This is a genomic window from Bacillus sp. DNRA2 (genome assembly GCF_012843265.1).
In the GTDB taxonomy this organism is placed as follows: domain Bacteria; phylum Bacillota; class Bacilli; order Bacillales; family Cytobacillaceae; genus Bacillus_BU.
This window is the reverse complement of the sequence record NZ_JABAIT010000002.1, coordinates 45098-67910: the sequence shown is the minus strand read 5'-3', so window position 1 is coordinate 67910 and position 22813 is coordinate 45098. Positions and strand designations below refer to the sequence as shown.

Annotated in this window: 23 protein-coding genes, 2 pseudogenes and 1 riboswitch; of the genes and pseudogenes, 20 read left to right on the top strand and 5 right to left on the bottom strand. The window is 38.5% G+C overall.

The window, feature by feature from the left end; translation table 11 throughout:
- Positions 1–15 precede the first annotated feature (15 nt).
- The 20 genes from HHO41_RS02825 to HHO41_RS02730 all read left to right on the top strand — a co-directional run bounded on the left by HHO41_RS02825 (position 16) and on the right by HHO41_RS02730 (position 15404).
- A complete protein-coding gene (locus HHO41_RS02825) occupies positions 16–585 on the top strand; it encodes a 4Fe-4S dicluster domain-containing protein (RefSeq protein ID WP_169095328.1) in 570 nt (189 codons plus the stop codon).
- Positions 582–1085: a QcrA and Rieske domain-containing protein gene (locus HHO41_RS02820; protein WP_169095327.1), complete on the top strand. Its 504-nt coding sequence runs from the start codon at positions 582–584 to the stop codon at positions 1083–1085. Before HHO41_RS02825 ends, HHO41_RS02820 begins: the two co-directional genes overlap by 4 nt.
- Positions 1086–1146: 61 nt before the next feature.
- Positions 1147–1341: a hypothetical protein gene (locus tag HHO41_RS02815; RefSeq protein ID WP_169095326.1), complete on the top strand. Its 195-nt coding sequence runs from the start codon at positions 1147–1149 to the stop codon at positions 1339–1341.
- Between the two features lie 12 nt (positions 1342–1353).
- Positions 1354–1728, top strand: coding sequence for a group I truncated hemoglobin (locus tag HHO41_RS02810; RefSeq protein ID WP_169095325.1), 375 nt, complete (start codon positions 1354–1356; stop codon positions 1726–1728).
- 193 nt (positions 1729–1921) lie between these two features.
- A complete protein-coding gene (locus HHO41_RS02805; protein WP_169095324.1) occupies positions 1922–2080 on the top strand; it encodes a hypothetical protein in 159 nt (52 codons plus the stop codon).
- A 378-nt stretch (positions 2081–2458) separates the two neighbouring features.
- Positions 2459–3250, top strand: a complete 792-nt coding sequence (locus HHO41_RS02800; RefSeq protein WP_169095323.1) for an ABC transporter ATP-binding protein — start codon at positions 2459–2461, stop codon at positions 3248–3250.
- Positions 3251–3400: 150 nt separating this feature from the next.
- Entirely contained in the window at positions 3401–3799 is a 399-nt protein-coding gene (locus HHO41_RS02795; protein ID WP_169095322.1) for an RDD family protein, read from the top strand.
- Between the two features lie 233 nt (positions 3800–4032).
- On the top strand, positions 4033–4698 hold the full coding sequence (locus HHO41_RS02790) for a phosphoadenylyl-sulfate reductase (RefSeq protein ID WP_248278354.1): 666 nt from the start codon (positions 4033–4035) through the stop codon (positions 4696–4698).
- Between the two features lie 16 nt (positions 4699–4714).
- Complete coding sequence (locus HHO41_RS02785) at positions 4715–5791, top strand: inorganic phosphate transporter (RefSeq protein WP_169095603.1); 1077 nt, start codon at positions 4715–4717, stop codon at positions 5789–5791.
- Between the two features lie 106 nt (positions 5792–5897).
- Positions 5898–7046, top strand: a complete 1149-nt coding sequence (gene sat / locus HHO41_RS02780) for a sulfate adenylyltransferase (protein ID WP_169095321.1) — start codon at positions 5898–5900, stop codon at positions 7044–7046.
- Positions 7047–7066: 20 nt separating this feature from the next.
- Positions 7067–7669 carry an adenylyl-sulfate kinase gene (gene cysC, locus HHO41_RS02775; RefSeq protein ID WP_169095320.1) on the top strand — a complete coding sequence of 201 codons (603 nt, stop codon included), beginning with the start codon at positions 7067–7069 and terminating at the stop codon, positions 7667–7669.
- Positions 7670–7691: 22 nt separating this feature from the next.
- Complete coding sequence (locus HHO41_RS02770) at positions 7692–8450, top strand: sirohydrochlorin chelatase (protein ID WP_169095319.1); 759 nt, start codon at positions 7692–7694, stop codon at positions 8448–8450.
- A 171-nt stretch (positions 8451–8621) separates the two neighbouring features.
- The gene (locus tag HHO41_RS02765) at positions 8622–9245 is read left to right on the top strand and encodes a CAP domain-containing protein (protein ID WP_169095318.1); all 624 of its coding nucleotides are present in this window, start codon (positions 8622–8624) and stop codon (positions 9243–9245) included.
- Positions 9246–9416: 171 nt separating this feature from the next.
- Positions 9417–9719, top strand: a complete 303-nt coding sequence (locus HHO41_RS02760; protein WP_169095317.1) for a hypothetical protein — start codon at positions 9417–9419, stop codon at positions 9717–9719.
- A gap of 301 nt (positions 9720–10020) precedes the next feature.
- Complete coding sequence (gene ltaS / locus HHO41_RS02755; RefSeq protein ID WP_169095316.1) at positions 10021–11964, top strand: lipoteichoic acid synthase; 1944 nt, start codon at positions 10021–10023, stop codon at positions 11962–11964.
- 103 nt (positions 11965–12067) lie between these two features.
- Positions 12068–12304, top strand: a complete 237-nt coding sequence (locus HHO41_RS02750; protein WP_169095315.1) for a group-specific protein — start codon at positions 12068–12070, stop codon at positions 12302–12304.
- A gap of 81 nt (positions 12305–12385) precedes the next feature.
- Positions 12386–12494, top strand: a riboswitch (TPP riboswitch).
- A 107-nt stretch (positions 12495–12601) separates the two neighbouring features.
- On the top strand, positions 12602–13606 hold the full coding sequence (locus tag HHO41_RS02745) for an ABC transporter substrate-binding protein (RefSeq protein WP_169095314.1): 1005 nt from the start codon (positions 12602–12604) through the stop codon (positions 13604–13606).
- A 12-nt stretch (positions 13607–13618) separates the two neighbouring features.
- Positions 13619–13909 (top strand): thiamine-binding protein, encoded by a 291-nt coding sequence (locus tag HHO41_RS02740; protein ID WP_169095313.1) that lies wholly within the window; start codon positions 13619–13621, stop codon positions 13907–13909.
- Positions 13906–14676 carry an ABC transporter permease gene (locus HHO41_RS02735; protein WP_169095312.1) on the top strand — a complete coding sequence of 257 codons (771 nt, stop codon included), beginning with the start codon at positions 13906–13908 and terminating at the stop codon, positions 14674–14676. Before HHO41_RS02740 ends, HHO41_RS02735 begins: the two co-directional genes overlap by 4 nt.
- Positions 14673–15404, top strand: coding sequence for an ABC transporter ATP-binding protein (locus tag HHO41_RS02730; protein WP_169095311.1), 732 nt, complete (start codon positions 14673–14675; stop codon positions 15402–15404). Before HHO41_RS02735 ends, HHO41_RS02730 begins: the two co-directional genes overlap by 4 nt.
- Positions 15405–15437: 33 nt before the next feature.
- Here HHO41_RS02730 and HHO41_RS22790 read toward each other — a convergent pair.
- From HHO41_RS22790 to HHO41_RS02710, 5 genes and pseudogenes are all read right to left on the bottom strand, one after another.
- A pseudogene (locus HHO41_RS22790) lies at positions 15438–16277 on the bottom strand (methyl-accepting chemotaxis protein); the annotation flags it as partial.
- A gap of 807 nt (positions 16278–17084) precedes the next feature.
- Positions 17085–17573, bottom strand: a pseudogene (locus HHO41_RS22785) (MCP four helix bundle domain-containing protein); the annotation flags it as partial.
- Between the two features lie 234 nt (positions 17574–17807).
- A complete protein-coding gene (gene desB, locus HHO41_RS02720) occupies positions 17808–18902 on the bottom strand; it encodes a Delta(10) desaturase DesB (protein WP_169095309.1) in 1095 nt (364 codons plus the stop codon).
- A gap of 1 nt (position 18903) precedes the next feature.
- The gene (locus tag HHO41_RS02715) at positions 18904–21603 is read right to left on the bottom strand and encodes a DUF4084 domain-containing protein (protein WP_169095308.1); all 2700 of its coding nucleotides are present in this window, start codon (positions 21601–21603) and stop codon (positions 18904–18906) included.
- Positions 21604–21775: 172 nt separating this feature from the next.
- Entirely contained in the window at positions 21776–22768 is a 993-nt protein-coding gene (locus HHO41_RS02710; RefSeq protein WP_169095307.1) for an NADPH:quinone oxidoreductase family protein, read from the bottom strand.
- Positions 22769–22813 lie beyond the last annotated feature (45 nt).

Below are 22813 nucleotides of genomic sequence, written 5' to 3'. Positions count from 1 at the left end.
GTAAAGGAGTTTTCCATGACAAAGGTTCTATTTATCGATTTTGAACGTTGTATTGGCTGTAAAGCATGCATGATTGGCTGTGAAGAGTGCAGCGGTCATGACCATTTATCAAGAATGTTCGTCGATGAACTCATGCCCGGTGAGACGGTTGCAAAGTCACCGACTCCTTGTATGCATTGTTATACCCCTGCATGTGCTGAGTCATGTCCAGTTCAAGCGATTCAACTCACGGCTGATGGGACGGTTCTTTCAGCTTCACATGAAAAATGCATTGGCTGTAAAAATTGTACCTATGCATGTCCATTTGGTATTCCACGTGTTGATGATGACCGCAAGCTCATGTATAAATGCGATTTATGTTATGACCGGACCTCTAAGGGACGTCCACCGATGTGCGTTAGTGTTTGCCCTACCGATACGATTCAATTTGTTGAGGAGGAAACGATTAAGAAAATGGCTAAGAAGCCAGTTCAATATGTTTGGAATTTTGGAGATACCCAAATTGAAACGAGAACAGTGATTGGCATACCTGATACAAAAACCCACAAGTATGGATACTACGATGTTCAAGGTGATAGACAATGAAAAAATTTGATCAATTTCTACAGCAGCTTACGTTCAATGTGCGGAGGGATAAGGAAATCGATTTAAATCGGCGCGGTTTTATCGCATCGAGCATGGGGTTAATGGGGTTGATGTTTGTTTCAAGCATCCCGTTAGTAAGTCAGGCTGGTAAAGAAAATGCGCAGGAATCGGAAAAAACAGTAAAGATTGCTGAGTTGGATGAATTGGCGGTTGGTGATAGCAAAACATTTTCGTATCTAGACGAGGATGAACCAGCGTTGTTAATTCGTACCAATGCCGATGAATATCGAGCTTACAACATTAAATGCACCCATTTGCAATGCCCGGTGTATTATGATAAACCGACGAATCAAATGGTATGTCCGTGTCATCATGGCTTTTTCTCGGTCGAAGACGGGGCTGTTATTGCTGGTCCACCGCAGAGGCCTTTGCCATCGATTCGACTCGAACAGCGTCAAGATGGTATTTATGCTGTCGGAATGGAAGGTCGTACGGTTTGAGTTGTCTATTTTTAACAAGTTAAAGATTTGATAAGCATGATCGATTGAAGGAGTGATATCAATGAGGATGGCCTGGTGGCTGTTTATGGCGCTGTTATCCATTCAAATCATTTTCCTGCAATACATGGTAGAGGAATATTTAGCCGAGGAATATGACGAATTAGTTTACTATTTTGGGGCATTGGGTTTTGTCTTTTTATGTGGGATTCTCATTTATCTTTTCTTTCAAAAAACGGATAAAGTCAGCGAAGAATAAGGAGTGTTATCAATGGAGCAGCAGGAAAGCTTATATGACAGGTTTGGCGGACATGAGAAAGTAGGGGAAATGGTGGGTGATTTTTACAAAAGTGTTCTAGAGGATGCTTCACTGGCGAAGTTTTTCCATGAAGTCGATATTGAGACACAAAAAAGCCATCAAACTCATTTCCTCAGTGCTGCTATGGGAGGACCCAATCATTATTCTGGAAGAGCGTTATCGGAGGCGCATGACGGAATTAATACAACGGGAGAACATTTTGATTCCTTTGTAAAACATTTGCGACACACAATGGAAAACCATGATATGGGACAAGCTGAAATGGATATAGTAGTTGAGTCGATATTAGCGTATAAGCAGGATGTTGTTAAGGGTGAGTTATCTTAATATAATGTTGTTGAGATTGTAAAACTAGCTTTATTTTCCTTCATTAATTCTTTATTGGATTGTCAAATTGTTGTAACATAAAAGCCCAGAAAATGGTGTTATAATGAGTCCGACCAAAAAAAATTACTCCTTTTAACATAGTGTAAAAGGTTAGGCGTTTCCAGGAGTAAAAAACAAAGGAGATCTTATTATAATGTGGGTTATCACGGTTCATACAAAGGATCAGACGACAATGTACGAATTTGAGACTGAAAAGGAAGCACGAGAAGCTTTCAAGGAAATCAAAGGTTGTAAGATTCTGTCAGAGGTTATTTATTTCAATGATCCATGTTTTGAACTAGCTGCAGTTTAACTGATTGATATGAATTGGTGATTTAGTTTTATATAGATATAAATGAAGGAAATCATAAATTTCAGAAAGGATAATGCCTTGTGGCGTTATCCTTTTTTATTTGGCTTTTTAACGGGGTTGCTGATTTCCGCTCCAGGCACTTCGCGCACCTTAGGGGCGGGCGGTGAGCCTCCTCGGCGCTAAAAGCGCCTGTGGGGTCTCACCTGTCCCGCTGCTCCCGCAGGAGTCTTCGTGCCTTCCGCTTCAATCAACTCAGCCGATAACAACATCCTTCATTATCTCATCTATTGTTATCAAAAATTTGACTTTTTTGACATATCGCCAAAGAATAAAGAGATAGGGTGTCATGGGAAATTGCTAAAGAAAGGATGTATCACTATGATTCTTGATTTGAACAATATCACCTTAAAAAGAAATGGAAATTGGATCCTCAATAATATTAATTGGAAAGTAAACAAAGGCGAACATTGGGTCTTATTTGGCCTAAATGGGGCAGGAAAAACAGCGTTGCTCAATGTTTTAAATGCCTATGAATATCCGACAAAGGGGAAAATCACCGTACTCAATCGGGAATTTGGAAAGGCGCCATTGGCTGAAAGTTTGCGGAAACAAATCGGACTTGTATCACAAAGTCTTCAGCAAAAACTCCACAACGGTGATAATGCCTTTGAAATTGTATTAAGTGGTGCATTTGCTTCGATTGGCTTATACGAAACACCGACAAATGAAATGCGTAGACAAGCCATTTCACTATTGCAAGAATTAGGATGCTTTGATTATGCAAATCGCAATTATGAAACACTATCGCAAGGGGAAAGACAACGCGTTTTAATTGCTCGGGCCTTAATGGCTGAACCTGAGCTGCTCATTTTAGATGAGCCAACTAATGGGCTTGATTTTTTAGCAAGAGAACAACTGCTTGAGTCCGTTGAGAAAATTGCAAAGCGTGAGGACGGTCCGACCATCATTTATGTCACTCATCATGCAGAAGAGATTTTGCCAGAGTTTGAGCATACACTACTACTAAAAAAAGGTGAGGTCTTTGCTGCGGGCAAAACAGCTGAGATGATGTCTTGTGAGATGCTCTCAAACTATTTTGGTCTAGATGTTCAGGTCATCTGGAAGGACGGGCGTCCGCTGCTGACAAAAAATAAGTTGGCAGTAAAATAGTGATATTATCTTAGAAGCCGCAATAAACTAGAATAGGTTGTAATATTCCTCCATACATTTTTGTGACGATTCCAGCAATCATCCTTGTAGTTTTCTCGGTTTTACTTGGTTTTTTGAACCGTCTATTTACAAGATGAAAGGGGAAATCGTATGGTTTCAAATCCAGCAGGTTTTTGGAGAAGATTCGGTGCTGGTCTTCTTGATGGTATTATTATAAGCGTTCCTTTATCCTTTATATTTGCACTGTTTTTAAGCGAGTCCGCTACAAATTCAGTTGTTTCGATTGTAGAATTGTTATATGCCATCATTCTCCCAGTGGTTTGGTCGGGATATACGCTTGGGAAGCGGATTCTTGGAGTCAGGATTGTGAAGGTGAACGGTGATTCGGTCGGTTTTGGAACGATGTTTATTCGGACGATTGTGGCGGCCATCGTTTATGCTATCACGTTAGGAATTGGCTTAATTGTTAGTGCATTTATGGTCGGAATGCGCAAAGACAAACGGGCAATCCATGATTTTATTGCCGGAACATACGTAACATTAGATTAACGCAGTAAAGCAGCGGGGGACTGTCCCCCGCTGCTTTACTGCGTTAAAGATGAGGAAATGTTGTAAATTTTCTTTGTTTTAATTCCTAGTAAACTCATAGAAATAATATTGACATAGGGGTAAACTGTGTTAAAATTTAAAATAATTGAATTGAAGTTTCAAAATGAATGGAGGAGATGTGCTTGACCGAAACGCTGACATTTGACAATTTTGACTCATACCCTCAAATCGAAATGGTCGAAGATGACCAGACAAAAGGGGCATTAAATGTTTTATCCTGGGCTTACAATCACTATTCTGATGAGGAATTGGTTTATGCCTGTAGTTTCGGGATTGAGGGAATTGTATTGATCGACTTAATCTCGAAGGTAAACGATTCTGCCAAAATAGTCTTTCTAGATACGGATCTTCATTTTGAGGAAACGTACAAACTGATTGACGAAGTAAAAAAACGTTATCCGAAACTCCGAATTGAGCTTAAAAAACCAAGTTTGAGTCTTGAAGAGCAGGCCGCACAATTCGGAGATGAACTTTGGGAGCGCGAACCAAATAAGTGCTGTGAGATTAGAAAAGTAATTCCGCTAAATGAGGTACTTTCCGGAACAACAGCATGGCTTTCAGGGTTAAGACGAGAGCAATCAGAAACACGAAAAACTACGAACTTTTTTAATCAAGACAAAAAATTTAAATCAATTAAAATTTGTCCGTTAATTCATTGGACATGGAAGGATATTTGGAGATACGCACATAAAAATGGTTTACCGTACAATATTTTGCATGACAATGGCTATCCAAGTATTGGCTGCAAGCCTTGTACGCAACCTGCCTTCAATGCCGATGATTTACGCTCAGGCAGATGGACTGGCACGGGTAAAACTGAGTGCGGACTTCATCTATAAGAGGGAGCGAACGATGATGTTAACTTATGTAGCTGGTGCGATTGCCTTATTTTTTGCGATGAATATTGGGGCTAGTGGAGCTGCTGCTTCTGTAAGCGTCGCTTACGGGTCTGGCGCTATTTCCAGCCGCAAAAAGGCATTGTTATTATGTGGCGTTGCCATATTTGCAGGTGCGGTAATTGGCGGTGCTGAAGTAACTAAAACAATTGGTTCAGATATTATTCCCCAATCGCTATTGAACGCAAAGATTGTTTTAATCATTTTATCTTCAGCAGCACTATCATTATTTATCGCCAATCTTATCGGAATACCGCTTTCGACCAGTGAAATTACCGTTGGTTCGGTAGTAGGTGTTGGCGTTGCTTACAAGGCCTTATTTATTAATAACATCTTGGTTATTGTAAGTTTCTGGGTAATTGTTCCGGCTATTGCATTTGTGATTGCGATCATTTTGGGTAAGATTATCAGAAAATTAGAAAATCGATTCCCGAGTTTAAGTAGTAGTAAACACCAGCGTGTGTTATCCATATTTGTTATTATTGTTGGCTTTTGTGAAGCCTTTTCAGCAGGCATGAATAATGTCGCTAATGCAGCAGGGCCGATGGTTGGGGCGGGGTTAATTTCGATCAACACTGGAACAATAGTAGGCGGGTTTTTTATAGCGATAGGGGCAATGACGCTTGGTGGTCGAGTCCTAGAAACAAATGGGAAAAAAATTACCAAGTTTTCATTGCTCGAAGGTGGAGCAGTGTCAGGTACCGGCGCGTTCTTGGTTAGCTTAGCATCTATTTTTGGCTTACCAGTTCCATTGACTCAAGTAACGAGTACAGCAATCATGGGCATTAGTACTGTCCAAAACGGGGCAAATGCATTAAAGAAAAACATCATTAGTAAAATTTTAAAAGTGTGGCTTGTATCGCCGATCCTTTCGCTCGTCATATCTTATGGACTAGTAAAATTATTTGTTGATAGCGACATTTATTCCATCATTGTATTATTCAGTGTATGTGCAGCTACCCTTGGAATCATTAGTTTAATCAAAACTATCCGCGAAGACGCCCGTTCTATTTATGAAAGTGGGGGAGGAATATAGCTATAAACCCCACTATTATGATGCGCTTAATAGAGTAATTAACTCGCAAAATCACACTAAAAACATAGGGATAGTCATCAAAAAACATTTTTGGAGGTATTTTATCATGGCATTAAGTAAACCACATGGCGGAACATTAATAAATCGTTGGAATCCGGAGTATAACGTTGAAAGTATCAAAAAAGAAATTCAAATTGATAATATGGCATTAAGTGACTTAGAACTAATTGCAACAGGTGCATACAGTCCGATTGATGGATTTTTAAATCAAGACGATTATCAGTCTGTTGTCCAAACCATGCGTTTAGCCGATGGTCATGTTTGGAGTATTCCAATTACATTACCTGTTTCTGAAGCTCAAGCTGAAGAAATTAACATCGGTGAAGAATATAGACTTGTATTTAAAAAAGAAACATACGGTGTCATTAAAGTTAACGACAAATTCACACCTAATAAAGAAGTAGAAGCGGTAAACGTCTACCGTACTTCCGATTTAGCTCATCCTGGCGTAAAAAAAATGTTTGATCGTGGCAATGTTTATATTGGTGGAAAAATCATCCTTGTCAAACGTCTAGAAAGAGAACAATTCCAGAGCTATTATTTAGACCCAGCTGAAACTAGAGTGATTTTTGAAGAAAAGGGCTGGAACACAGTTGTTGGATTCCAAACACGCAACCCTGTTCACCGTGCTCATGAATATATTCAGAAAACTGCATTAGAAACTGTTGATGGCTTATTCTTGAATCCTTTAGTTGGGGAAACAAAATCAGACGATATTCCGGCTGATGTTCGGATGGAAAGCTATGAAGTACTATTAAAAAACTATTACCCAGAAGATCGCGTGTATCTAGCGGTATTCCCAGCGGCGATGCGCTATGCAGGCCCAAGAGAAGCAATTTTCCATGCGATGGTTCGTAAAAACTACGGCTGCACACATTTTATTGTTGGTCGTGATCATGCAGGTGTTGGTGATTACTACGGAACATACGATGCACAACTTATCTTCAGTCATTTCACTGCCGAAGAGCTTGGTATTAATTTAATGTTCTTTGAACACAGTTTCTATTGCTCAAAATGCGAAAACATGGCTTCGACAAAAACTTGCCCACATGGTAAGGAGCACCATGCAATTTTGTCAGGTACAAAGGTTCGCCAGTTGCTACGTAATGGTGAAATTCCACCAAGCACCTTTAGCCGTAAAGAGGTAGTAGAAGTGTTGATAAAAGGTTTGCGTGAGCACGCATTAAAAGCATAACTCGAAAATAGGGGGAAATTATGGTGGGTAAAAGTACAAATATTACGTGGCATGAGTTATCCTTGTCTAAGGAATCTCGTCGCAAGCAAAATGGTCATCAAAGCTTTGTGTTATGGTTCACTGGTTTGTCTGGTTCAGGTAAATCAACTGTAGCGAATGCTGTTGCCCAAAAATTGTTTGAAACAGGCATTCGTAACTATGTGTTGGATGGTGATAATGTTCGCCATGGCTTAAATAAAGATTTAGGCTTTTCAGATGAAGATCGCACTGAAAATATTCGTCGAATTGGCGAGGTTGCGAAGTTATTCGTTGATAGTGGACAAGTGGTGCTGACAGCGTTTATTTCGCCATTTATTGTTGATCGTGAACTTGTTCGCAATTTACTTGAAGAAGATGAATTCGTTGAAATTTACGTTAACTGCCCGCTTGAGGAATGCGAAAAACGGGATCCAAAAGGCTTATATGATAAAGCACGAAAAGGCCTCATCCCTGATTTTACCGGAATTCATTCACCGTATGAGGAGCCGCATAATCCGGAATTAGTTGTGAATACAAGCGAGTCAACTGTGGAAGAATGTGTGGAGCAAATCATTCAATATTTGTCACAAAGAAATGCGATTTAGTTAAAATAAGGGGAGTGACCAAATGGAAGCTGTCTTATATATTTGTCATGGCAGTCGCCTGAAAAAAGCACAAGAAGAAGCAGCTGCCTTTGTTCACCGATGTATGCTCGAGAATCCAGTTCCGATACAGGAATATGGATTTCTTGAGCTCGCAACCCCGACGATAGAACAAGGGTTTAGAAAGTGTATTGAAAAGGGTGCGACTAAAATTCTTACCGTTCCCGTTCTACTATTAACTGCAGGTCATGCAAAACTTGATATCCCATTAGAAATGGAAAGGCTTATGGTGCAATTTCCTGGGGTTGAAGTTGTTCTGGGGAACCCAATCGGAGTCCACCCTGATATTAGCCAATTGTTAGTCGAACGAATTAGCGAAACAAACGAGCTTATTTCCGACGATACGATGGTCCTTTTAGTGGGGAGAGGGAGCAGCGATCCTGAGGTAAAAAGGGATTTAATGAGGATTGCAAAGGCTTTACAACAAGAGAGTGGAATAAAGAACGTAGAAAGCAGTTTTTTAGTTGCTGCTACACCCAGTTTTGAAGAAAGTCTACAAAACGCTGTAAACAGCTCTTACCAGAAAATAGTCGTCATTCCTTATATTTTATTTACTGGGCTGTTAATGAGCAAATTGGCGAAAACGATTCAAAGCTACAATGAAAAAACTAATAAGCAAATCATTTTAGGCAATTATCTAGGTTATCATCCAATTTTAAGCAAGATTTTACTGGAACGAGTCAAAGAAGCGCAGCTTAAAGGAAGTAAACAGATCATATCTTAATTAAAAGCATGTTCACGAATGAGCTCATTTCGAACATGTTTTTTTGTCGAATGGAAAATATCAAAATCTTGTACCAAGTGTTTATTGGACATAATCTCCAGAAATAATTTTTTATTAATAGAAGAAAATGATAAAGTACAACTTTTCAAAGGTCAATTGGAGGTCTTAAAAATGTTGAAGAAAATCGTTTTCTCCGTGTTTTTGCTGTGCATGTCGCTACCAGCATTTTCACAAGCTCAAATAACCATGTTCAAGGAACCGCCATTTGAATTTTACAAAGTATCATCTGGTGATTCATTTTGGTTTATTGCCCAGCGCTATGGCTTGGATTATAAGCAATTAATGGCGTTAAATCCGAATGTCGATCCCCTCAACATGCATGTTGGTGAAATCATTCGCTTAAAGGCTTCCGCTGGTAGTCCAAGTACGTTCCAAGATCAAGTTGTTCAATTGGTTAACCAGGAGCGTGCGAAAAATGGACTTGGACCATTAACCCACCGTGCTGATTTACGAAATGTGGCTCAGAAAAAAGCTGAGGATATGATAAACTCGAATTACTTTTCACATACAAGTCCAAACTATGGTTCACCATTTGATATGATGAAAACGTTTGGCATAGCTTATACAAGTGCTGGTGAAAATATCGCCAAGGGGCAAACAACTCCGCAGCAAGTTATGAATTCTTGGATGAATTCCTCTGGTCACCGTGCTAATATCTTAAATCGCAATTACAATGCAATTGGCGTCGGCTTCTATCATGGTGCCTGGGTACAAATGTTTATTCAAACGCGATAAACAAACTATATCGTAAACTAGGCCTGAATCGTACTCCGCACTAATGCGGAATATGATTCAGGCCTTTTTCCTTTTTAGCTTCATCAAAAAATAGTCAATTTTTTTCTCCACTACGCATAGATTAATTTGGATAAAAAACTATTGTAAATTTTGAAAAGACGGGGAGAACTAATGAACGAAATAGACAAGTTGGAAGAACAAACCTTTCGTTACTTTAAAACGAAAATACTCATTTTGCTGCTTCTTTTAGCAGGACTTATTGTCGCGATTCATTTTTATCTTAAAAGCCAAATTAAGATTGAGGCACCAGAAATCGATCTAGGACGAAAGGTAGTCGTAAAGCTTCCAGAAGGTAGGGAACTGCAAACGTTTGAAAATTTGCTGATTGAGGATAATGGCAAGCTATATTATGAAGGAGAATTCAATACTATAGATATTTCTGATGGAGTTGTTGTCATCCAAGATTGGAATTAACTAGGGTAACAGGACTAATTTATCCTCTAGTCCAAATAGCACATTTTTCCTAGAAGACCATCGGTTTTACTTGAAGTTTACTTTAATCGTGATAAAATCATTTAGGAGACTACAAATAATTTTTTATAACGAACAAAATTTTAAAAAAGTGAAACTTTTCTTTTGTTTTCTCGTCTAATATAAAGTAGGGTAAAAACGACACATTGATGAAAAGCTGAGAATATTCGTTTTCATCCACAAAAGAATATGGTAATGTAGATTACATTGAATTAGCTTACATGTAATAATCGAGGTGCAAAAAATGAAGAAGCTTATCAAGTCTCCTAAAATGCTTCTAAGCGGAACGTTGTCTTTGTTCTTCTTAGCGGTAATCCTTTTTTGGATAAAAACATATATTGCGTATCAAATTGAATTTGACTTGGGAATAGATAACGGTATCCAAAAGTTTTTGTTATTTATTAATCCATTAAGCTCAACTCTACTATTCTTAGGTTTTGCGTTATTGTTCAAAAAACGCGGACAAAACGCAATGCTATTAACCATTAATTTTATTATGTCTTTCTTGCTATACGCGAACATTGTCTATTATCGGTTCTTCAGTGACTTCATCACCGTTCCGGTATTGCTGCAAACTAAGACAAATGCAGGGCAGCTTGGAGATAGTGTTCTTTCACTGATGTCACTTTGGGACGTATTCTATTTTACAGATACGATTCTACTAATCTTGTTATTAGTGTTTAAGCAAGTTAAACCACTTCATGGTAACAATCGTAGACCAGCTGGATTTGTTTTGGCAGCTGCTGTCATTGTATTTTTATTCAACCTAGGATTAGCAGAAAAGGATCGTCCAGATTTATTAACTCGTTCTTTTGACCGAAACTATTTAGTGAAATATCTCGGTGCATACAACTTTACCATTTACGATATCGTTCAAAATGCCCGTTCATCTAGCCAGCGGGCGATGGCTGATAGCAGTGATATTGTCGATGTCGAAAACTATATCAAAGCCAATCACGCTGCGCCAAATCCTGAATACTTTGGGAAGGCAGCGGGTAAGAACGTCATTTATGTTTCGATGGAATCATTGCAATCATTCATCATTGACTACAAAATCAATGATTTAGAAGTAATGCCATATTTAAATTCACTTGTTCATAGTGGCGAAGCATTTTATTTCCCTAATCTTTTCCACCAAACTGGACAAGGAAAAACATCTGATGCAGAATTTATGATGGAAAATTCCTTGTTCCCGATGTCACAAGGAGCTGTTTTCGTCAATAAGGCACAAAATACCTATCAAGCAATGCCTGGTATTTTAAAAGGTTATGGCTACACATCAGCAGCATTCCATGGGAATTATAAGACGTTTTGGAATCGAAACGTAATGTATAAAGCATTTGGTTATGATGATTTCTTTGATGCTGAATATTATGATATGAGTGAAGAAAATACAAAAAATTACGGAATGAAGGATATTCCATTTTTTGAACAATCTATGCCAATGCTAACAAGTCTTAAACAACCGTTTTATTCTAAATTCATTATGCTTTCTAACCACTTCCCATTTGAAATGGATGAAGGGGATACCGATTTTCCTAAGGGAGATTTTGCGGATAATGATGTCGTAAACAGCTATTTCCAATCTGCACATTATATGGATCAAGCTTTAGAAAAATTCTTTAATGATTTAAAAGCTGCTGGTTTATATGAAAACACAATCATTGTATTATATGGTGACCATTACGGAATTTCTGAGAATCATAATGAGGCAATGGCAGAAGTTTTGGGTAAGGAAGAGATTACTCCATTTGATACGGCTCAATTGCAGCGCGTACCGGTGTTTATCGTAGCCCCTGGTGTAAAAGGTGGCGTGATTGATGCTTACGGCGGACAGGTAGACGTAATGCCAACCGTCCTTCATTTACTTGGAATTGATACAAAGGATTATATGCAAATGGGAACGGACCTTTTGTCCCCTGCTCATCAGCAAGTTGTTCCATTTAGAAATGGTAATTTTGTAACTCCTGAATATACTGTTTTAGGTGGGAAAACCTACAGCAATGCTACGGGTGAAATTGTCGAAGGAGTAGATACGAAAGAATTAGAAAATCAAGTAAGTACAAAGCTTAGCATTTCCGATGAAATCGTGACGAAGGACTTACTTAGATTCTATACTCCAGAGGGCTTTACACCAATTGATCCAAAGGATTACGAATACATTAAAAATTCAAAAGCGGATAAATAGTATTTAGGAGAAGACTTCATTCTGATAAGAAATGTAGTCTTCTTCTTTTTATTTTTCGCAAAATATTTAGTATAATAATGTGAATCATAAAGGAGGACAGCAAATGGGCAAATGTAATTTAGATCATTCACTTGAGGATGTTAAGAAAAAATATGAATCTCAGCTTTCATTTTTACCTGACGAGCTTAAATCGTTATTTGATGAGTTTTTTCAAAAGGAACACACTCAGGAATTACTAAACGAGGTGTTTCATTTACTAAAGAAGTTTGATTTAGTTTCAAAAGAAGAACAAGATGAGCGGATTGAAAAGCTGATGTTAATCACGAAACATACGAAATGAACTACTTAATGACATCACTTTGACTTTGTTACTGACAGAAGATTTTTATAATGCTATAATATGTATGATTTGGAACTGAACATAGTCATGTAGGGGAACTGGTGGTCCAGTTGAGAAATTATCTTGAAGGTAATGACCCTTTGAACCTGATCTGGTTAATACCAGCGGAGGGAACATATTTTAACAACATAATTGTTAGTATGCGCCCTTACTTGGAAAGTAAGGCTTTTTTTATTTTCGGGAAAACTCTACATATGCACTTTATTGATTGTGGTTTAGGAAAAAGGAGGAAGTAGGATGAAAAAAATATTGGTTTTATTGTTCATTTCACTCATCGTGATTTCGGGCTGCGCTGCTGACAAAGAGCAAGGGAGTGATACGAATGACAAGGATGCTGCCAAACAGTTAAAGAAAGTTTCGGTTGTCTTGGATTGGACGCCAAATACAAATCATACCGGTTTATACGTTGCTAAAGAAAAAGGTTATTTTGAAGCAGAAGGGCTAGATGTTGACATTATCATGCCGGGTGAAGCAGGTGCTGATCAGTTGGTTGCCTCTGGAAAGGCGCAATTTGGCGTAGGCTATCAAGAAGGAGTAACACTTGCACGTATTCAGGGGGTTCCGCTTGTTTCAATCGCTGCAGTTATCCAGCACAACACATCAGGTTTTGCCTCACCAGTTGCAAAAAATATCACAACACCAAAGGATTTTGAAGGAAAATCATATGGTGGATGGGGCTCACCAGCTGAAAAAGCAGTAATAGAATCGCTTATGAAAACAAAAAATGCTGACGTTAGCAAAGTAAATATCGTAAATATTGGCGATGCGGATTATTTTACAGCTATAAAGCAGAATATTGATTTTACCTGGATTTATTATGGTTGGACAGGCGTCGAGGCAGAGCTTCGTGGAGAAAAAATAAATATGGTTTACTTAACCGACTATTCCGATAAGCTTGACTATTATACGCCCGTACTAATGACTAACGAGAAAATGATTTCGAGTGATCCAGATTTAGTTAAAGCCTTTGTTAAGGCAGCTGCTAAGGGATATGAATTTGCAATAGAAAATCCAGATGAAGCTGCAGACGTATTAATAAAGGACGTCCCAGACTTGGACTCTAAATTGGTGAAGAAAAGTCAGCAATGGCTTGCATCAAAATATCAAGATGATGCGCCGCGTTGGGGTGAGCAAAAACAAGAAGTATGGGAAAACTATGCAGATTGGATGCTCGAGCACGGTTTATTAGAAAAAGAGCTTGATGCCAAAAAGGCATTTACCAATGAGTTTTTACCAGAATAGGGGGAAATAAGGGTGGCTAATGCATTAGTGAGTGTACAAATTATCCCGAAACCAGCGAATGGTGGGGATGTGATTCCGTATGTCGATGAAGCAATTTCCATTATTCAAGCAGCGGGTGTGAAATACGAAGTTCATCCACTCGAGACAACCATGGAAGGGGAACTTTCTTACCTGTTTTCAATTATAGAAAAAATGAATGAGCGAATGATTGAAATAGGCAGTACAAATGTCATTTCACAAATAAAAGTTCTTTATCAGCCGCAGGGTATCACGATGGATACCTTGACGGAGAAATACAGATGATAAAAACAAAGTTTACAAAAGGTTGGAGACCCATCGTGGTTCTCCTCCTTTTATTCATTTTCTGGGAAATTATAGTAAAAAAACTTTATGTTGAGGAGTGGCTTTTGCCTGCACCTTCAAAAATACTGTCAGAGGCTATTTCTGGCTGGAATCAGTTTTATCCAGATTTGCTTGCAACAATTGGAATTTCAATTGAAGGATTTATGATTGGTGCGATTGTCGGAATCATGGTTGCAATACTCCTTCACTTGCTACCGTGGGTACGCGATGCGATGTATCCGCTGTTAATCATGTCGCAAAATGTGCCGATTATTGTGCTAGCGCCATTATTAGTGATTTGGTTTGGTTTTGGCTTGTTGCCAAAACTAATCGTGATTACACTTGTTTGCTTTTTCCCGATTTCAGTTGCAGCTTTGGATGGTTTTAAGCAAGTACCAGCAAATCATCGACATTATATGCTGATGGCTGGGGCGACAAGACTTCAGTTATTTTGGAAGCTTGAGTGGCCTTACGCACTTCCGTCTATTTTTTCCGGGTTGAAAATTTCAGCAACCTATAGTGTGATGGGGGCAGTGATTTCTGAATGGCTCGGTTCAGAAAAAGGAATTGGAGTATACATGACATTAGCCTCATCATCATTTCGCACCGATAAGGTGTTTGTAGCAATCTTTGCGATCATGCTGTTAAGCTTGCTATTTTTCTTTGTAATCATGGCTATGGAAAAATATTTCATACGCTGGAACCAAAAAGGTGGTGATACCAATTGAGTCACTTATGTGTAGAACATATTACTAAAAGCTTCAGTGAAAACATGGTGCTAACTGATCTTCATTTTTTAGTAGAAAAGGAAGAATTTGTTACGATACTCGGCCCATCAGGTAGTGGCAAAAGTACCATCTTTAATCTAATTGGTGGCTTGTTAACTCCTGATTCTGGTGAAATCAGGCTAGACGGGTATAATATCATTGGTTCTCGTGGTTCAATTAGTTATATGCCACAAACTCCGGCCTTGCTTCCATGGCGCACAGTTCTGCAAAATGTGTTATTAGGCGCTGAATTGAAAGGGGAGAGCGATAAGTCTAGAGCACTGAAAATGCTGGAAAAGGCTGGTTTAAGTGACTATATCAACGCACGACCTGAACAGCTTTCCGGTGGGATGAAGCAAAGGGTCGCGTTCATTAGGGCGCTCCTAAGTCCACAATCATTGATTTGTCTTGATGAGCCGTTCTCAGCGCTAGATGAATTAACAAGATTGGACATGCAAAAATGGTTGTTGTCAATTTGGGAAGAGTACCGGCGCACGATTGTATTTGTTACTCACTCAATTGAGGAAGCTTTGTTCCTGTCTGACCGAATTCTTGTTTTATCACCAAAACCGGCTTCCATTTCAGCTGAATTCAAAATACCGTTTCCGCGACCACGTCGTGAAAGCCTACTTTTAGATGAAGAATTCCTAATGTGGAAGCGAAAGATTTATTATACATTAGAAAAATAACAGGCTATCGAGTAACTCGATAGCCTTCCTTTATTATCCCAGCGTTTTGACTTGATCATTAACTTCATTGATAGCATGAGCGACATCTTCGACTTCTTTTGTTTGTGTCTCAATCGTTGCTTCGAGCTCACCAGTTTGTTTGCGGACATTATCCACTTCTACAGCAATGTCTTGACCGTAGCGAGCTTGTTCATTCGTTGCGACCATCATTTGCTGCACCATTTCTTTAATCTTGCTGACATTTTTAACAATTTCCTCGGATGTAAAAGCTTGCTCCTTCGTTGCATTGGTTACAGAACTCGTTTGACTGGTCACATTGCTAACCGCATCCACGATGGCCCTACCGCCAAGCGTTTGTTCATTGGTGGCAACAGAAATCTGCTGGACCATATTCTTGGTTGTTATGATACCTTTTACGATTTCTTCTGCAGTTATTGATTGTTCTTTTGTTGAATGGGTCATCGCTTCTGTTTGGTTCAATACATTTTTAACGGCTTTAGTGATAAGTTCACTATTTGTTTGCTGTTCTTCTGTTGCTCTGGCGATTTGATCCATTTCTTCTGTCACATGGGTAATCCCTTCAGAAATTTTGGCGATGGCTTGTTTTGTTTTATCAGCAAGCTTGTTACCAATCATTACCTTTTCAGCGCCCTCATTTATTGAAGTTACCGCAACAGATGTCTCAGCTTGAATGCCTTTAATAAGGATGGAGATCTCCTTTGTTGCTTGTGCTGAGCGTTCAGCTAACTTGCGAACCTCTTCTGCAACAACAGAAAATCCTTTGCCGTGTTCTCCTGCGCGAGCTGCCTCGATTGCAGCGTTTAGTGCTAACAGATTTGTCTGGTCAGCGATTTCATCAATAACAGCAATAATGCTGCCGATTTCTTCTGAACTCTTGCCAAGGTTTTGCATAACATCACTGGCATGGTCGATCACATGGGAGATTTCTTTCATTCCGTTCAATGTTTCATTTAAAGAAAGAGTTCCTTCGTGAGCATCGTGCATAACAGTATTGCTCAATTTATTTACGGTTTGTGCTCGTTCGTCAACCTGTTTGATAGATTGTATCATCAGTGTAATGGCATCAGAGGCTTGTTCAGCAGTGTCGGTAAGCCCACGGGCATTTTCACTGACCATTTTAATCGATTGACTCATTTCTTCGATTGCAGCTGAAATTTGCTCAACACCCGAGCTTGCTTTTCCAGCATTGTCAGCAACCTGCTCAACCGAAGCCATCATTTGCTGAATCGCTGACGAGGTTTCTTCAGCAGATGTACCCAACGTGCTGGCACTACCAGCAACTAATGAGATCGAAGCGCTCATTTGTTCTATTGCTGCGGAAATTTCATCGACGCCTGATGCTGTTACATTCGTACTGACCGCAACTTGCTGTATCGATTCTACTAATTCAGTAACGGAATGGTTGGCGTTGTTCATCGAAACGTCTAGCTGAGATGCGCTTTCTGATGTAATATCTATCGATTTCTTAATTTCTGCAACTGCTTTGTTCGTTTTATCGACATTCTGGGCAAATCTTTTTACCGTTCTAGAGATTAATCTCGTTGTAAAATAAGCGATAATGGTACTGAAAATTGACGCAGTGACAGATAGAATTAATATTTCATAGTTGAACTTATTGGAGTCTTTATAGGAATCATCCAGAGTGATCTTTGCTTCAGCTTGTGCTGATTTATAGAGTTTTTCTAATGTGTTTGAACCACTTGTTGAGATGAGGTTAAGTTGTTCAATCTCAGTTTTGATTTGAGGATAATCTTGATGATTAGACTGATTTATAAATATAGTAAGTTGGTCTTGATAATCCATTATTTTTTGACTGAAATCCTTTAGGAGTACCCGATCAGCTTTAGAATAATTTAGCTTATCAGCTTTGTTAATTTTCTTTTTTATAAAATCAATTTCATCATAAATAGTCTTGGCCATTTTGTTTTTTTCATTGACATCCTGTTCAAATGCATACTTTGCAGTGTATTGATTTATTCGTGTAAACTCTTCTTTTAATTCTCCGATTAAGACAATTTTTGGAACATCTTGTTCACCGATTGAAACGGTTTGGTCGCGAAGATGATTGACATTGTTGTAGGAAGTGTTCGTGATGACGATAAAGAAAAGAATGATAATGATATAACTTCCCATTTGTTTCACATTCATTGACACATTCTTTAACATATAATGATATTCTCCTTTTCTTTGATGTCCTATATGTAAGATCTACCTAGGATGTTGTGAAATAGCACCCAAATTTAATATATCGATAAATAAAAACAAACCGTTATGATGTATATCACACTTGTTTTGGACTAGGATAAATTTCCTAGAAAAAGACAAAAAAACGCCTAAAACAAGCACTGGAGGAATGTTTTAGGCGTTTTTTGGAAGTTCGTGTTAAGTAGATTGTTTTGGAGATATTTTGCTTTTGATGCTTTCGTCAGTACCAATTTTTTGGTAATGAATATGATCTGGATCGAGTCCATTACCTAGGGAGCCAAAGATTTTCCCTTGTTGAAAATCAATTAAGTGTTTCTCTTTTAAATAAATTCTTGGTGTCCTAATAAGCGTAAGCATGGCTTTCCAATACGTCATTTCATGATAGCGCTCTGGCCACATTTTTTTTATATAGGTTTGAACTAAAGGATAATATTTTGGATTCATACTTGGGAACATATGATGTTCCGTATGTAGTGAAAATTGATAATGTAGCACATCGATCCATTTAGGAACCGTGACAGTAAGACTGTTGGCTAATGGATCATTTGTATCTGTTTGTGGATTTAAATTGTGATTAGTTGCGATATAGCTACTGACGATAAAATTGCCAATCATCGCAGGAATCAGATAGACAAAGCACCACTTAACCGGTCCAATCAAAAAGATTAAACCAATCCAGAATAGCCACGGAAATACAAATTGTACCCAAACAGTCCGTCGATTTTCAGGTTTAAATTCTTTAATAAAACGGATAAACATCCTTGTTGAATGGGTATTAAAGTTGATGAATAAAAATAAACAGTAGCTGATGGAACGAAACAGCTTCGGCATTCGGAAAAGAGCCCTTAATAGGGGACTTTTCAAAATCACCTCTGCAGTTGACCAAGTATCAGGGTCTTTCTCAGCGTGTTGTGTATGAACATGATGGGTGCTGTTGTGCCATTTCCGCCATAGAAGGGGCCCAGTTGTAAACGGCCAAAAGCAAATCGCCCCAATGACATTTCGTATTCGGGCATTTTTAATGACTGTACCATGAAGGACTTCGTGTCCTAAAAAACCAATCCCTGAAAAACAAAAGCCTATTACCAATGAAAGCAAAGTGTTTAGCCAAACGTTTAGGTCAAAATAACTAATCGATACCATACAAACGGAAATGATGATTAAATATGCCAGTCCTCCAAGTAATCTTGTTGGGACAGGCTTAAAAGCCTCTTGAGGTAGATGAGGTTTGATTTGGGCTGCGTACCAACCAAAAGACTGAAACTCTTTCATGTTAACTCCTTTCATGATGTATCTCGTGTTTTAAGAGATAGTTATTTTCTAATTCGTGAGCAGAAATGGGTGCTCCAAACATAAAGCCCTGGACTTGGTTACAATTTCGATCCTTTAAAAATTGCAATTGAAAGGATTTTTCTACTCCTTCTGCCAAAACATTAAAATGTAAATTGTGAGCAAGTCCGATTATTGAACTGATAATTGCCTCCGTACCCGCATCCTGACCAATTTTTTGTGTGAATTCCTGGGCGATTTTTAACGTATCAATTGGAAAATTTGCTAAATACGACAAGGATGAATAGCCTGTGCCAAAATCATCAATCGATATGCTAACACCAATGTTTTTTAATTGGTTTAGCCTTTCAATTGAAGACTGGCTATCCTTCATTGCAATTCGTTCAGTAATTTCTAAATCAAGATATCTCGGCTCAAGTGAGTATGCATTTAATATATTTTTAACAATTTTAATCAGATTATGTTGGCGAAATTGTCGTGGAGATAGATTTACAGCCATTTTTAATGGGAAGCCCTTTATATGCCATTGTTTAACTTGGCGACAAGCTGTATTAAGTACCCATTCTCCGATTGGCAGAATACTACCATTTTCTTCAGCAATGGGGATAAAATCTAACGGTGATACCATTCCATGCTCAGGATGCTGCCATCTTAATAAAGCCTCAACACCGATTATTTTTCCAGTTGGTATATCAAACTGTGGCTGATAAAAAAGGATTAATTCATTTTTTGCCAACGCCTGATGAAGGTCGTTCTCTAAAAGATACTGTTTTGAGAAATCAACATGCTTTTCTTTTGAGTAAACTCGATAATGATTTCGTCCATGCTCTTTTACCGAGTACATGGCAAAATCAGCTTTCTGTAGGAGTGCTGCAGTTGTATCACCATCGTTAGGATACACGGCAATTCCAATGCTAGGTGTTGTGATGATTTCATTTTCCTTTATAAAATATGGTTTGCCTAAGGAACGAAGAATTTTTGCTGCGATAACATTGACATCCTCAATTCTGTTAATCCCTTTAAGTAATATGCTAAATTCGTCGCCTCCCTGTCTACAAACGGTATCATTTTTGCGCAGTGACGCTTGTAGCCGCTCAGCAGTTTGCTTGAGAAGCTGATCGCCAATATCATGACCAAACGTATCATTTATAGTTTTAAAGCGATCCAAGTCAAGCAACATAATTGCCAGCATCTCTCGGTTTCTTTCTGCATCTGCAAGCGCAACCTGAATGATTTCTGAAAACAAGATGCGATTAGGTAGGCCAGTTAAAGAGTCATGTAGGGCCATTTGTTTAATTTTTTCTTCGTTTTGCTTGTTTTCAGTTATATCTTTCCCAATTCCATAGATTCCTACAATTTCATTCTTTACAAAAATCGGGATATTTGTAAATTGTACATGACATAATCTACCTTGATGATTAATAAAGGAGAGCTCATATCTTTCTGTCCGGCCCTTTCTTGTTTTCGAAAAATGGTTTGAGAATACGTAACGACTGTCACAATCACTGAAAATTTCTAAAAAAGGTTTTCCAATCATTTCGAACGTAGGGGTTCCAACTAAATTCCCCCATGGCTGATTACAACTAATCAAGTTTTCCTGAAGGTCAAGCGAAAATACACCATCTGGATGGTAATAAAATAGTGATTTATATTTTTCTTCATTGATGGCAAGTTCATTCGTCCGTTGTTGAGACTGAACTAGAAGATTATTATTCTCAATAATAAAGCCAATTTGTCTGCTTAAAACAAGCATGACGGCAATAAACGCTCCAATCTGAAGGAGGTTTAGGTGTTTTGCTTCAAATAAAATGACAGTTATTAAAATAATCACACTTATGTATGGAATAAACGGTCTTAAGAGGTGAACTCGAGAATTCAGCCACTTATTTGTTGTAGTAGGGTGGGCAGCTTGGTTTGCGGTATTTGGGATCCCAAGCCAACCTGTAAAACCGATGAGGAGAATTGCTAAGGTGTATAAAGAATCTACCGGATTTCCTGAATCATAATGATCCGTGAATAGCAATATGAGATAGATTGAATCAGCTATAAATTTGATAAGGACACCTATAAATAAGAAAATGAGATCTCTGCGAATGATGACAGTTTCAAAACCAACATAGATTCCAATTAACATGATGATTAACAATAAATCAATAATCGGATAGCTAAAAGTAATCAGGAGCATGACGGGAGTAAGTTCTTGAAGTGATAATATGGGGCTGATTACATATACCCAACTGATTGTTCCGATGACTATGATAAGGAGGATAATGTCAAAAATTAAGGTGATAAATTGATAGTACCCCTTATGTTTAAAAAAAAGATAGAATAACGCAGTTAAAGTCACGATGGATTGAAGCATTAAGAATACATCTCGATTACTAGGGAAGGGGACGTTATGATCGAGAATACATTCATGATAAAATCTAATAAGATCACCGATAAAAAAGCTGCCACTACCAAGGGCAAGCAAAAGCCAAAACGGTTTTCCTATCTGGGGATTTTGAAAATAAGTGATGAATAAAGCAATTGTCGCAATCAGTGCAGCAACGGTTGAAAACATATCTCCTCCAAATACCAGTGAATCGTTTTGTTTCATAGAATATATCCATAATGTGTGCATGGCAAAAAAGAGGGTAATATAGGAAATGATTTTAGGTCGTTTGAATAATAATAAACTCATTTGCAAATCGCCCCTTAACTCGGGATGAAAATATTAGACATGTGAGTTTTTGTAAACTTTTCAAACCTTACATAAATAATTATATCAGAAAATTAAATAATATTTGTATTTTTAACTAAAAAAAGCTGTGCTCTCAATGAGTCATCATCGGAGCACAGCTTAGGTTATTCTTTTAGAAAACGACAACGTTACGTCCACGAGCCTGTCCATGTAGAATTTCTGAAAGCGACTTCTTTAGTTCAGTAAAAGGAACTTCATGTTTGATTAACTCAAGATTAGCGCCAGGATTCATGTCAGTAGCCATTCTGTTCCATACCTTTAATCTTGTTTCCATTGGACAATAGACTGAATCAATCCCCAATAGATTAACACCACGGAGAATAAACGGAAACACTGTAGTTGGTAAATCGGTACCTCCAGTTAAACCACTGACAGCCACTGAACCACCGTATTGAAGTTTACTTAAGACAGCTGATAACGTCTTCCCGCCAACTGGGTCTACCGCGGCAGCCCATATTTGTTGGTCTAACGGTTTAATTTTTTCACCAACAATTTCTTCGCGCGAGAGGATTTCTTTTGCACCGATCTGTTTAAGAAAATCATGTTCCTGTTGCTTGCCGGTACTTGCCACCACGTGGTAACCGCGTTTAGCAAGGATCGCAACGGCAATGCTGCCAACACCGCCAGTAGCTCCAGTCACCAGTACTTTTCCGTCTGTAGGTGTTAAACCGATGCTTTCTAACCGATCGACCGAAAGGGCAGCCGTAAAGCCAGCGGTACCGTAAATCATTGCCTCTTTTAAGGTTAATCCTTGTGGTTTTGGGACAATCCAATCACCAGGAATTCGGGCATACTCACTAAATCCGCCAAAATGGGAAACCCCAATTTCATAACTCGTCGCGATGACCTCATCGCCTTCTTTATAGCGATCATCTGTGGAGTGGATAACCACGCCGGCTAAATCAATACCAGGAATAAAGGGATAGGAGCGGACAATTTTCCCAGTTGGAATGCTAGCTAACCCATCCTTGTAATTAACACTAGAATACTGGACTTTTATCGTAACCTCACCGTCTGGGAGATCATTTACAGTTAGTTTCTTTATTTCTGCTTGAAATTGATCATCTTTTTTGTCGACTACAAATGCTTGAAAACCTTTTTCCATTGTTGTGATTCTCCTCTCAAATCCGCAAAATCTATATAGATACAT

Bases quoted from the DNA above. Each gene is read 5' to 3' on its own strand.
- HHO41_RS02825 (WP_169095328.1), top strand. From the start codon at position 16: ATGACAAAGGTTCTATTTATCGATTTTGAACGTTGTATTGGCTGTAAA.
- HHO41_RS02820 (WP_169095327.1), top strand. From the start codon at position 582: ATGAAAAAATTTGATCAATTTCTACAGCAGCTTACGTTCAATGTGCGG.
- HHO41_RS02815 (WP_169095326.1), top strand. From the start codon at position 1,147: ATGAGGATGGCCTGGTGGCTGTTTATGGCGCTGTTATCCATTCAAATC.
- HHO41_RS02810 (WP_169095325.1), top strand. From the start codon at position 1,354: ATGGAGCAGCAGGAAAGCTTATATGACAGGTTTGGCGGACATGAGAAA.
- HHO41_RS02805 (WP_169095324.1), top strand. From the start codon at position 1,922: ATGTGGGTTATCACGGTTCATACAAAGGATCAGACGACAATGTACGAA.
- HHO41_RS02800 (WP_169095323.1), top strand. From the start codon at position 2,459: ATGATTCTTGATTTGAACAATATCACCTTAAAAAGAAATGGAAATTGG.
- HHO41_RS02795 (WP_169095322.1), top strand. From the start codon at position 3,401: ATGGTTTCAAATCCAGCAGGTTTTTGGAGAAGATTCGGTGCTGGTCTT.
- HHO41_RS02790 (WP_248278354.1), top strand. From the start codon at position 4,033: ATGGTCGAAGATGACCAGACAAAAGGGGCATTAAATGTTTTATCCTGG.
- HHO41_RS02785 (WP_169095603.1), top strand. From the start codon at position 4,715: ATGTTAACTTATGTAGCTGGTGCGATTGCCTTATTTTTTGCGATGAAT.
- sat (WP_169095321.1), top strand. From the start codon at position 5,898: ATGGCATTAAGTAAACCACATGGCGGAACATTAATAAATCGTTGGAAT.
- cysC (WP_169095320.1), top strand. From the start codon at position 7,067: ATGGTGGGTAAAAGTACAAATATTACGTGGCATGAGTTATCCTTGTCT.
- HHO41_RS02770 (WP_169095319.1), top strand. From the start codon at position 7,692: ATGGAAGCTGTCTTATATATTTGTCATGGCAGTCGCCTGAAAAAAGCA.
- HHO41_RS02765 (WP_169095318.1), top strand. From the start codon at position 8,622: ATGTTGAAGAAAATCGTTTTCTCCGTGTTTTTGCTGTGCATGTCGCTA.
- HHO41_RS02760 (WP_169095317.1), top strand. From the start codon at position 9,417: ATGAACGAAATAGACAAGTTGGAAGAACAAACCTTTCGTTACTTTAAA.
- ltaS (WP_169095316.1), top strand. From the start codon at position 10,021: ATGAAGAAGCTTATCAAGTCTCCTAAAATGCTTCTAAGCGGAACGTTG.
- HHO41_RS02750 (WP_169095315.1), top strand. From the start codon at position 12,068: ATGGGCAAATGTAATTTAGATCATTCACTTGAGGATGTTAAGAAAAAA.
- HHO41_RS02745 (WP_169095314.1), top strand. From the start codon at position 12,602: ATGAAAAAAATATTGGTTTTATTGTTCATTTCACTCATCGTGATTTCG.
- HHO41_RS02735 (WP_169095312.1), top strand. From the start codon at position 13,906: ATGATAAAAACAAAGTTTACAAAAGGTTGGAGACCCATCGTGGTTCTC.
- desB (WP_169095309.1), bottom strand. From the start codon at position 18,902: ATGAAAGAGTTTCAGTCTTTTGGTTGGTACGCAGCCCAAATCAAACCT.
- HHO41_RS02715 (WP_169095308.1), bottom strand. From the start codon at position 21,603: ATGAGTTTATTATTATTCAAACGACCTAAAATCATTTCCTATATTACC.
- HHO41_RS02710 (WP_169095307.1), bottom strand. From the start codon at position 22,768: ATGGAAAAAGGTTTTCAAGCATTTGTAGTCGACAAAAAAGATGATCAA.